The organism is Mycolicibacterium vaccae NBRC 14118 = CIP 105934 (genome assembly GCF_001552715.1).
Taxonomy (GTDB): domain Bacteria; phylum Actinomycetota; class Actinomycetes; order Mycobacteriales; family Mycobacteriaceae; genus Mycobacterium; species Mycobacterium vaccae.
Window position 1 is genome coordinate 1 of the sequence record NZ_BCRS01000185.1, and the last position, 11,215, is coordinate 11,215.

Genomic DNA, 11,215 nt, shown 5'->3' on the forward strand with positions numbered 1-11,215 from the left:
GGCCGACGTGCTGCACCTGGGTCAGGACGACCTGCCGCTGACCGTGGCCCGCGACATCGTCGGCCGCCGGGTGGTGGGCCGCTCGACGCACGACCTCGAGCAGGTCCGGGCGGCGGTCGTCGAGGACGTCGACTACTTCTGTGTGGGTCCGTGCTGGCCGACGCCGACGAAGCCGGGACGGCCCGCGCCGGGGCTGGAGCTGGTCCGGGCCGCCGCTGTGCTGGGCACCGACAAGCCGTGGTTCGCGATCGGCGGCATCGACGCCGACCGGCTGCCGGAGGTCCTGGCCGCCGGGGCGCGGCGGGTGGTGGTGGTGCGGGCGATCACCGCGGCCGACGATCCGAAGGCCGCGGCCAGAGAGCTCGCCGGGATGCTCAGCTCTGCGGGTTGACCAGCAGCGGGATCGCGGCAGTGACCTCGCGCAGCCGGTCCCAGCTGGCGGCGAAACCGGGATGCAGCGGCAGGTCGGCGACCTCGTCCTCGGCGACCCAGCGCAGCTCGGCGCTCTCCCGGTTGGGCACGGTGGCCAGTTCGACCGACGCGTCGGCGATCACCGTGGTGTAGGTCCACCCGGACACCTCGGCGGTGACCACGGTGGTCCGCACGGTCACCTGCTCGGGCACCAGCCCGGCTTCCTCTTCGGCCTCGCGCACCGCGGCCTGTTCGGCGGTTTCGTGACTGTCGCGGGCCCCACCGGGCAGACCCCAGGTGCCGCCCTGATGGCTCCACGGCGCGCGGTGCTGCAGCAGCACGGCAGCCGATCCGTCGGGCCGCGGCGCGCGCAGCAACAGTCCCGCCGCGCCGTGCCGGCCCCAGTAGGCATTGCCCGACGCCGACACGACCCAGCCGTCCCCGTCTCCACGCACGCGTTCAGGATAGGGAACGCGCCGACATTCGGGGCACCTGAATCCCCGCACGCCGCACCGTCTGCTCTTAGACTTCCCTCATAGAATCCGTCCGTAGCTAGAGTTTGCAGAAGACCGACCGCCGAAGTGATCGAGACCAGGATGAGGTCCGCCCAGACGTGACTGTGGAGTTGGCGCACCCCTCGACCGAGCCTCTGGCGTCGCGGTCGCCGACCACCGCGCCGCATCCGCGGTGGTGGTTCCTCTGGACCACGCCGGGCCGCATCCTGACGATCGGGCTGGTGCTCGCCGCTCTGGTGGTCGCCAGCGCCTTCGCCACCTCGACCACGATCAACGACCGCCAGAACGCGCTGACGACCGTGCTGGACCACACCGAGCCGCTGTCGTTCGCCGCGGGGCAGCTCTACACCACGCTGTCGGTCGCCGACGCGGCCGCGGCCACCGCGTTCATCGCCGGTTCCGAACCGCGTGCGGTGCGGCAACGCTACGAACAGGCGATCACCGACGCGTCCGTCGCGGTGACGCGGGCGTCCAGCGGTCTGACCGAGGAGTCGCTGGTGCAGCTGCTGGGCCGGATCAACGCCCGGCTCGCGGTGTACACCGGGCTGGTGGAGACCGCCAGGACGAACAACCGCGCGGGCAACCCGGTCGGCTCGTCGTACCTGTCCGAGGCGTCGGCGCTGATGCAGCAGCAGATCCTGCCCGACGCCCAGCAGCTGTACGAAGAGACCTCGGCGCGGGTGGACGCCGAGACCACCGCGTCCACCCGGATCCCGACGCCGGTGATCCTGGTGGTGGTCGCGACGCTGCTGTTCGGGGTGTTCGCCAACCGCTGGCTGGCCAAGCGCACGAGGCGCCGCGTGAACGTCGGGTTCGTCGCGGGCGGGCTCGCGGTGCTGATCATGCTGATGTGGGTCGGCACGGCGCTGGTGATCTCCACTTCGGACAGCCGCAGCGCCAAGGAGACCGCGGCCGAGTCGCTGAAGACGGTGACGACGCTGGCGATCACCGCGCAGCAGGCGCGAGCCGACGAGACGCTGTCGCTGATCCGCCGTGGCGACGAGGATGTCCGTAAGCAGTCCTACTACCAGCGCATCGAGATGATGAAGCAGCAGCTCGCCCGTTATCTGTCCCGCGACGACGCGATCGACAAGTCCGACCTGTCCGACGCCGACGCACTGCTGGACCGCTGGCGGGCAGCCGACGACCGGATCTCCGCCTACATCGCGGTCGGCAACTACCAGGCCGCGACGCAGGTGGCGTTGGGCACGGGTGAGGACGACTCCACCCCCGCGTTCAACAAGCTCGACGAGGCGCTGAGCAAGGGCATCGAGCAGAGCCGGACGCAGCTGCGCAACGAGATCGTCAACGCCCGACGGGTGCTGTCGGGTTCGACGGTGGGTGCTGCGGCGCTGTCGATCGTGGCGGCTGTGGCGGTGGCGTTGGGGATCTGGCCGAGATTGAGCGAGTACCGGTGATGAGCGCTTGCGCGAAGAACAAACAGCCGGTGATGAGCGCCAAGATCTGGGCCGCGCTGCTCTCCGGGGTGCTGTTGCTCGCCGGGTGTGGGGAGACGTCACCGATGGTGGCCATGCCGAGCGTCGTGCTCGCACCGCCCACGCCGGCGGGATTCGAGGAGCTGCCGCCCGAATCGGCGCGTCCGCCGTCGGCGCGCGACGAGGACTGCGACCCGCGGGTGAGCCTGCGCCCGTTCGACAACGAGGAGGACGCGGCGAAGGCGGTGGCCAACATCAAGGCCCGCGGCCGCCTGATCGTCGGCCTGGACATCGGCAGCAACCTGTTCAGCTTCCGTGATCCGATCACCGGCGAGATCACCGGATTCGACGTCGACATCGCCGGCGAGATCGCGCGGGACATCTTCGGCACCCCGTCGCAGGTGGAGTACCGCATCCTGGCGTCGTCGGACCGGATCGCCGCGCTGCAGAACAACGACGTCGACGTCGTGGTGAAGACCATGACGATCACCTGTGAACGCAAGAAGCTGGTCAACTTCTCGACCGCGTATCTGACCGCCAACCAGCGCATCCTGGCGCCAAGGGATTCCAACATCCGGCAGTCGGCGGACCTGTCGGGTAAGCGCGTGTGCGTGGCCAAGGGCACCACGTCACTGGAGCGCATCCAGCAGATCACCCCGCCGCCGATCATCGTCGGCGTCGTGACGTGGGCGGACTGCCTGGTGGCCCTGCAGCAGCGGCAGGTCGAGGCCGTCAGCACCGACGATGCGATCCTGGCCGGGCTGGTGTCCCAGGACCCGTACCTGCACATCGTCGGCCCGTCGATGAACAAGGAGCTCTACGGCATCGGCATCAATCTGGAGAACACCGGCCTGGTGCGCTTCGTCAACGGCACGCTGCAGCGCATCCGGCGCGACGGCACGTGGAACACGTTGTACCGCAAGTGGTTGACCGTCCTGGGGCCTGCGCCCGCGCCCCCCGTCGCGAGGTATTCCGACTGATGGGCGAAGCCGAAAACCTCGACGCCGTCGACGACGACCCCGGCACCCAGCCGGCGAGTTTCTCCGATCTCGCCGACGACACGATGTCGACGATGCGGCCGATGGCCACCCAGGCGGTGTTCCGGCCCAATTTCTTCGACGACGACGAGGACCACGACGCGGGGTACCACACCGGCGACACGGTGCCGCAGCTGAGCACCACGGTGACCCGGCACATGTCCCCGACCCGCAGGCTCGGCGGCGGGCTGGTCGAGATCCCGCGGGTGCCGACCCGGGATCCGTTGGCGGCGTTGATGACCGACCCCGTGGTGGCGGAGTCCAAACGCTTCTGCTGGAACTGCGGCAGGCCGGTGGGCCGCTCGAGCGCGGACGGTAAGGCGCTCTCCGAGGGCTGGTGCCCGCACTGCGGCAGCGCGTATTCGTTTCTGCCGCAGCTCAATGTCGGTGACATCGTCGCCGACCAGTACGAGATCAAGGGCTGCATCGCCCACGGCGGGCTGGGCTGGGTCTACCTGGCGTTCGACAAGAACGTCAACGACCGGCCGGTGGTGCTGAAGGGCCTCGTGCATTCCGGCGACGCCGAGGCGCAGGCGATCGCGATGGCCGAGCGTCAGTTCCTGGCCGAGGTGACCCACCCCGGGATCGTGAAGATCTACAACTTCGTCGAACACGACGACAAGCACGGCAACCCGGTCGGCTACATCGTCATGGAGTACGTGGGCGGGACGTCGCTCAAACAGGCCACCCACGACCGCAAGCGGGACCGCTCGCTGCTACCGGTGGCCGAGGCGATCGGCTACATGCTCGAAATCCTGCCCGCGCTCGGCTATCTGCACTCGATCGGGCTGGTGTACAACGACCTCAAACCCGAGAACCTGATGGTCACCGAGGACCAGCTCAAGCTGATCGACCTCGGCGCGGTCTCGCGGATCAACTCGTTTGGCTACCTGTACGGCACACCGGGTTTCCAGGCGCCGGAGATCGTGCGCACCGGCCCCACGGTCGCGACCGACATCTACACGGTGGGCCGCACACTGGCGGCGCTGACGCTGAAGTTGCGCACCCGCAGGGGACGGTACGTCGACGGTCTGCCCGAGGACGACCCGGTGCTGGCCGAGTACGACTCGTTCGGCAGATTGCTGCGCCGCGCGATCGACCCCGATCCGAGGCGCCGGTTCCAGAGCGCCGAGGAGATGTCCAGCCAGCTGATGGGTGTGCTCCGCGAGGTGGTGGCCAAGGACACCGGGGTGCCGCGGCCCGGTCTGTCGACCACGTTCAGCCCGTCGCGCTCGACGTTCGGGGTGGATCTGCTCGTCGCACACACCGACGTCTACCTCGACGGCCAGGTGCATTCGGAGAAGCTGACCGCGCAGGAGATCGTCCGGGCCCTGCAGGTGCCGCTGGTCGACCCGACCGACGTGGGTGCCGCCGTGCTGTCGGCGACGGTGCTCAGCGAGCCCGTGCAGACGTTGGATTCGTTGCGCGCGGCGCGGCACGGCGCGCTGGACTCCGAGGGCATCGACTTGACCCAGTCGGTGGAGCTGCCGCTGATGGAGGCGCGCGCGCTGCTGGACCTCGGCGACGTCGCCAAGGCCACCCGCAAGCTCGACGAACTCGCCGCACGCGTCGGCTGGCGGTGGCGACTGGTCTGGTTCCGCGCCGTCTCGGAGTTGTTGACTGCGGACTATGACTCGGCCACAAAGCATTTCACCGAGGTACTGGACACGCTGCCCGGCGAGTTGGCCCCGAAGCTGGCGCTGGCCGCCACCGCCGAATTGGCCGGTACCGCCGATGAAGGCAAGTTCTACGACACCGTGTGGTCCACCGACCACGGGGTGATCTCCGCCGGGTTCGGCCTGGCGCGCGCCCAGTCGGCCGCCGGAGACCGCGACGCCGCGGTCCGCACTCTCGACGAAGTGCCCGCCACCTCAAGGCATTTCACGACGGCCAGGTTGACCAGCGCGGTGACGCTGCTGTCCGGCCGGTCGAGCAGCGAGATCACCGAGCAGCACATCCGCGACGCCGCGCGCCGGGTCGAGGCGCTGCCCGACACCGAGCCCCGGGTGTTGCAGATCCGCGCGCTGGTGCTGGGCACCGCGATGGACTGGCTTGCCGACAACACCGCCAGTACCAACCACATCCTGGGTTTCCCGTTCACCGAGCACGGGCTGCAGCTAGGCGTCGAGGCGTCGCTGCGCAGCCTCGCCCGGGTGGCCCCCACCCAGTCCCACCGCTACGCGCTGGTCGACCTGGCCAACAGCGTGCGGCCGATGTCGACGTTCTGACCGGCAACAACGGATTTCGTTGCTGGACACCTCCGGGCGGCCCTGACGGCGCCCGGTTGCGCCCGAGGCGGGTGGACATACGGCCAAATGCGCTGGTGAACGTACATACATGTGATTCAGAACGAATCATGGTCACGCCACGGATTCCGTAGTATCGTGTCGCACATCACAAGGTGACGTCATCGGCGCAGCTTTGAGACGCAGGGCTCGGTCCCCTGACCTCACCCGTAAACGAATTTCACGGTGCCTCCTGACTTCTTCTAGGGAGTCCATATGTCCATAACCGATCCCCTGCCGGCCCCCAGTACGCAGCGGGTATTCCGGCCGGATCCGACCTCGTTCGATCTTCGCGAGGAACACCACCACGCGACGTTCTCCGCCTGCCTACTCCCGCCGTCGACCGTGCTGATCACCGTCCACGGGGAGATCGACGCGAACAACGGCATGGCGCTGGCGCGCTACGTCGAGAAGCGGCTGGCCGGCGCGCGGAAGGTGATCGTCGACCTGCAGACCGTCGAGTTCTTCGCCGCCGCGGGATTCGCCGCGCTGTCGAACATCAACGTGGTCTGCGCCCGCAGCGGAGTTCGCTGGAGCCTGCTCACGGGAACTCATGTGCGCCGGCTGCTGACGATCTGCGACCCGCAGCGCGAGCTACCCGTCGCCGAGACCGGCGGCAAGTACGCGCGCACACGCCCGGGCGATCGCCAACTCCTCGTCGGTGGGTACAACTAGCACGGTGATCGGCGCCCCGTCCGGGGAGATCCGCCTGGCCGTCCTGGCCGGGCTCTCGTTGAGGTGCTCGTCGAGTTCGATGCCGAACGCGGTGAGGCCCGACAGCGCGTCGCGCCGGACCGCCGCGTCGTTCTCGCCGACCCCTGCGGTGAAGGTGATGACGTCGACAGAGCCGAGCACCGCCAGATAGGCGCCGATGTACTTGCGCAACCGGTGGATGTACACGTCGTAGGCCAGTTGCGCTGCGCTGTCGCCGGATTCGATCTCGCGGTGCAGCTCCCGGAAGTCGATCTCGCCGCCGAGGCCACGGACACCCGAGCTCTTGTTGAGCATCGTCTCGATGTCCTCGACACTCATGCCCGCGGTGCGCCAGAGGTAGAAGATGACCCCGGGATCCACGTCGCCCGACCGTGTTCCCATCACCAGCCCTTCCATCGGGGTGAGGCCCATCGAGGTCTCCACGGGCCTGCCACCGACGATCGCCGAGGCTGACGCGCCGTTGCCGAGATGCAGCACGATCTGGCTCAGCGATTCCAGCGGCGCACCGAGGAACGCGGCGGCCTGCTCGCTGACGTACTGGTGCGAGGTGCCGTGGAAGCCGTAACGGCGGACGCTCCAGGATTCGGCGACCTCGGCGTCGATCGCGTAGGTGGCCGCCGCGGCAGGCAGGTCGTGGAAGAACGCGGTGTCGAACACCGCGATGTGCGGCAGGTCGGGCAGCGCCTTGCGGGCCACCTCGATTCCCAGGATCGCCGGCGGATTGTGCAGCGGCGCAAGGGGGGCCAGCTCTTTGAGCCGCACGAGGGTGTCGTCGTCGACGATGGTGGGCCGGTGCAGGTCCGGACCGCCGTGCACGACGCGGTGCCCGACCGCGACGAGGCCGAGGTCTTCGAGCGTGTGACCGTCGGAGGCCAGCGCGTCGAAGACCACCTCCATCGCCGCGGCGTGGTCGGCGACACCGCCGGCGTCCGGCCTCGGGTCGCCGATCCGCTCGACGATCCCGTCGGCGACCAGCACACCCGAATCCGGGTCCATCACCGCGTATTTGACCGACGAGGAGCCGGAGTTCAGCACCAGTACCGACCGTGACATCGTGTTCACCCCTGGGCCTGGATCGCGGTGAGGGCCACCGTGTAAACGATGTCCTCGACGAGCGCTCCGCGGGACAGATCGTTGACGGGTTTGTTCAGTCCCTGTAACACCGGTCCGATCGCGATGGCTCCCGCGCTGCGCTGCACCGCTTTGTAGGTGTTGTTGCCGGTGTTGAGGTCCGGGAAGATCAGCACGGTGGCGTGGCCGGCCACCTTCGAGTCCGGCATCTTGGTCTTGGCCACCGACGGCTCCACCGCCGCGTCGTACTGGATCGGTCCCTCGACCAGCAGCTCGGGTGCCCGCTGCCGGACCAGTTCGGCTGCCTTGCGGACCTTTTCGACGTCGGCACCGGTGCCGGAGGTGCCGGTCGAGTACGACAGCATCGCCACCCTCGGCTCGATGCCGAACTGCGCGGCGGTCCGTGCCGACGAGATCGCGATGTCGGCGAGCTGTTCGGCGGTGGGGTCGGGCACGATCGCGCAATCTCCGTAGGCGAGCACCTCATGCGCCAAACACATCAGGAAGATGCTCGACACCGTGGAGACGTCCGGCTGGGTCTTGATGATCTCGAACGCCGGGCGCACCGTGTGGGCGGTGGTGTGCTTGGCGCCCGACACCATGCCGTCGACCATGTCGTTGTGCACCAGCATGGTGCCGAAATACGACACATCGTGCATGATCTCGCGAGCCTGTTCCCGCGTCACACCCTTGTGTGCGCGGAGCTGCGCGTACTGCTCGGCGAAGCGGTCGCACAGCTCGCTGGTCCGGGGGTCGAGCACCTGCGCGGCCGACAGGTCGACACCGAGTTCGGCGGCACGGCCGCGGATCTGGGCCTCGTCGCCGAGGATCGTCAGGTCGGCCACGCCGCGGTCGAGCAGTCGGCCCGCGGCCTTGAGGATGCGGTCGTCGTCGCCCTCGGGCAGCACGATGCGCTTGCGGTCCGCGCGGGCCCGGTCCAGCAGCCGGTGGGTGAACATCTGCGGGGTGACCACGGTGGGAATCGGAAAAGCCAAGTGCGTCAACAACTCTTCGACATCGACGTGAGTCTCCATGAGGCTGAGCGCGGTGTCGATCTTGCGGTTCGACGTCGCGGTGACCCGCCCGCGGGTGGCCGCCACCCGACTCGCGGTCTCGAAGGTGCCGAACCGGGTCTCGATGATCGGGAGCCGAAGACCCAACCCGGACACCAGGGACCCGATGGCGGGATGCAGGGTCAGCCCGCCATTGAGGATCACCGCCGACAGCGACGGGAAGCCTTCCGCGGCATGGGCGCTGAGCACGGCGAGCACCACGTCGGAACGGTCGCCCGGAGTGATGACCGCGATGCCTTCGGTGAGCCTTTCCAGCACATGCTCGGCCGTCATGCCGGCGACCAGCACGTCGAGCACCTCCCGGTCGAACAGCGCGAGGTCGCCCTGCACCGGGGTGCCCTCGACCGCGTCGCGCAGTTCGGCCACCGAAGGGGCCACCAGCAGGGGTTCCTCGGGCAGCACGTAGGTGCGGGGGTCGATCCCGGCCAACGCCGCGGCCACCTCGGTCATCTCGGCCGGATCGCAGCGGTTGGCCACCACCGCGGCGGTGTAGGCGTGCTGCGCGGCGATCTCGTCGATACACAGCTCGACGACCTGGACGACCTGTTCGGGGGTGCGGCCCTTGGCCTTGACCGCGAGCACCACCGGCGCCCCGAGATTCGCGGCGATGCGGGCGTTCATCGACAGCTCGCTGGGTGCGGCCACGTCGGTGTAGTCACTGCCGACGACCAGCACCGCGTCGCACCGGCCGGCGACCCGGTGGAACCGGTCGACGATGTCGGCCAGCGCCGTGTCCGGGTCCTCGTGCAGCTGCTGGTAGCCGACCCCTACGCAGTCGTCGTAGGCCAGCCCCGCGGTGGTGTGCTCGAGCAGCATCTCGAGGATGTAGTCGCGGTGCTCACCCAGCCGGGTGATCGGCCGGAACACCCCGACCCGCGCGACGGCCGCCGCGAGGCGGTGCAGGATGCCGAGCGCGATCGTCGACTTGCCGGTGTCGCCTTCCGGCGACGCGATGTAGATGGCCGGATTGGTCGGGACTGTCTCGTTCGGCGCATCGGGCACCACTCAAGCCTGCCCTATGACCCCCCGCACCGCCAGCACCGCCCAGCGTGGCCCACCGCCCGAATTTAACTCGTTAGTAAGTTGTACAACTTTGCTAGCTGTGCTCTACTCTGTGAAATACGCCAGGCCAAGAGCTTTCTTAAGCAGTCGTTAATAATCGCCAAACTTGCACTGTCAGGTTTCACGATCACGGCGGCCGGGCGCGAACGTCGATGCCGGGGGGCCACATGTCTGTTCTCGAACTGCCGGAAACCGCGCGCGCCGGGCGGGACACCGCAGGCACCGCAGCGGTGTCACCGGTCGCGTGCACCCCGGCAGCGGCACCGCACGGCCCCCACCGCGCCTACCGCGGCTTCCTCGCCCGCCTGGTCGCCGCGGCCGGGCTGACCGCACTGGCCTACTCCTGGCTCTACGCCGACGTCCTGGCCGCCGCGCTGGCCGGCTCCCGCACCGCGTTCCTCGTCGTGGTTCCGGTGTTGCTGATGCTGATCGCGGCGTCCTACCGGACACCTCCGCGCGGCGTCGGGGACGCCGAATCCGACTGGATCATCGCCGCGCTGATCGGGGCCGCCGGATTCGCCGCCATCCACCTCGTCGGCGAGCGGATGCCGTCGCTGTCCGCGCTCTGGCGGCTGCCGATGCTCGGCCTCGCGGTGTGGTTCGCGTGCCTGCTCATCATCATGTTCGGGGTTCGTCACGTGCTGCGGATGTGGCCGATGTGGCTCTTCGCCGTGAGCACCCTGACGCCGTTGCCGCACCTGTTGGTCACCGCCGCGCTCGGCGGTTCCGACTCCGCCGCGGTGGTGGTGGCCGCCGCATTCGGGGCGGTCGCCGTGGCGCTGGCCGTCCGGACACCACGCGCCGGCCGACGGACCGCGGCCGCGATGTCGGCCTTTCTCGGCGGGGCGGCGATCGCGTTCACCGTCGGCCCGCATGCCGGACTGCTGGTGACCACCGCGCTGGCCGCGGGTGCCGTTCCGGTGGCCGTCACCGTGGCCTCCCATCTCCTCGGCGTCGTCGAACCTGTGGCGGCACGGGGCTTTCAGTTCGACCTGCCACAGAGGTCCGCGCGGTCCATGGCGCTGCTGCTCGCGGTGGCCGCAGCGCTGCTGTGCCTCAACGCCGGTGCAGGCACGGCCGTCGCGCACCCCGATTCCGTCGCCGCGGACTGGATCGAGCGCAGCGAACTGCGCCCCGCGTTGCGCTTCCCGTTCATCAGTCGCTACCTCGGAGGCGGCAGTCGGCTGGACCGCTACACCGTGGTACCGGAACCCGGACGGCCCGCGGCCGCCGTCGACGTGATCACCACCGCAAACCCGGCCCTGTTACGCGATTTCGCGGACACCGTGTGGTACCCGTCGGCGCATCCGGTCAGCTACCGCAGCGCCGCGCCGTCTGACCGGCTGCCCGCCGGAACACGGTTCGCCCACAGCGACGCCGATGCCGCCACCACCGGGACCGAACCGCAGTGGTACGCCCTGACCTGGCTGTGGTCGCTGGGCACCGTGCACCAGCAGGTCACCGTCATCGTCAGTCAGGACGTGGGCGGACAGCGCCCGCCACCGCAGCCGAGACCGTTGTCGTGGCCGGCCGCGTCGCTGGGCCCGGCTCTGTGGCTGGCGCGCCAACAGCCCGACACCGCCGGCCGCGTCGACGAGCAGGTGCTCGCGC

9 protein-coding genes are annotated in these 11,215 nt (G+C 69.2%); 6 read left to right on the plus strand and 3 right to left on the minus strand.

All coding sequences use genetic code 11. The features are described 5' to 3' along the window. Positions 1-391 (plus strand): thiamine phosphate synthase (locus MVA01S_RS25670; RefSeq protein WP_169801776.1); only part of this gene is annotated, 391 nt, incomplete at its 5' end. Here MVA01S_RS25670 and MVA01S_RS25675 read toward each other — a convergent pair. Then, positions 375-866, minus strand: a complete 492-nt coding sequence (locus MVA01S_RS25675) for an NUDIX domain-containing protein (RefSeq protein ID WP_040542708.1) — start codon at positions 864-866, stop codon at positions 375-377. The two genes, MVA01S_RS25670 and MVA01S_RS25675, sit on opposite strands and share 17 nt — an antisense overlap. Before the next feature lie 158 nt (positions 867-1,024). Here MVA01S_RS25675 and glnX point away from each other — a divergent pair, with 158 nt between their 5' ends. The 4 genes from glnX (at position 1,025) to MVA01S_RS25695 (ending at position 6,359) form a co-directional block, all read left to right on the plus strand. Beyond that, positions 1,025-2,344: a protein kinase G-activating protein GlnX gene (glnX, locus tag MVA01S_RS25680; RefSeq protein WP_003932871.1), complete on the plus strand. Its 1,320-nt coding sequence runs from the start codon at positions 1,025-1,027 to the stop codon at positions 2,342-2,344. Between the two features lie 32 nt (positions 2,345-2,376). Further along, the gene (locus MVA01S_RS25685) at positions 2,377-3,342 is read left to right on the plus strand and encodes a glutamate ABC transporter substrate-binding protein (RefSeq protein WP_003932872.1); all 966 of its coding nucleotides are present in this window, start codon (positions 2,377-2,379) and stop codon (positions 3,340-3,342) included. After that, positions 3,342-5,627: a serine/threonine-protein kinase PknG gene (locus tag MVA01S_RS25690; protein WP_003932873.1), complete on the plus strand. Its 2,286-nt coding sequence runs from the start codon at positions 3,342-3,344 to the stop codon at positions 5,625-5,627. The genes MVA01S_RS25685 and MVA01S_RS25690 overlap by 1 nt, the downstream gene beginning before the upstream one ends. 273 nt (positions 5,628-5,900) lie before the next feature. Continuing rightward, the gene (locus MVA01S_RS25695) at positions 5,901-6,359 is read left to right on the plus strand and encodes an STAS domain-containing protein (RefSeq protein WP_040542711.1); all 459 of its coding nucleotides are present in this window, start codon (positions 5,901-5,903) and stop codon (positions 6,357-6,359) included. Here MVA01S_RS25695 and MVA01S_RS25700 read toward each other — a convergent pair. Further along, positions 6,279-7,451: an acetate kinase gene (locus tag MVA01S_RS25700; RefSeq protein ID WP_040542843.1), complete on the minus strand. Its 1,173-nt coding sequence runs from the start codon at positions 7,449-7,451 to the stop codon at positions 6,279-6,281. The two genes, MVA01S_RS25695 and MVA01S_RS25700, sit on opposite strands and share 81 nt — an antisense overlap. A gap of 5 nt (positions 7,452-7,456) precedes the next feature. Continuing rightward, a complete protein-coding gene (gene pta / locus MVA01S_RS25705; protein WP_003932876.1) occupies positions 7,457-9,547 on the minus strand; it encodes a phosphate acetyltransferase in 2,091 nt (696 codons plus the stop codon). Between the two features lie 224 nt (positions 9,548-9,771). On the opposite strand from pta, the gene MVA01S_RS25710 reads away from it, so the two are divergent. Then, positions 9,772-11,215: hypothetical protein (locus tag MVA01S_RS25710; protein ID WP_060941743.1), on the plus strand; the 1,444-nt coding region annotated here is incomplete at its 3' end.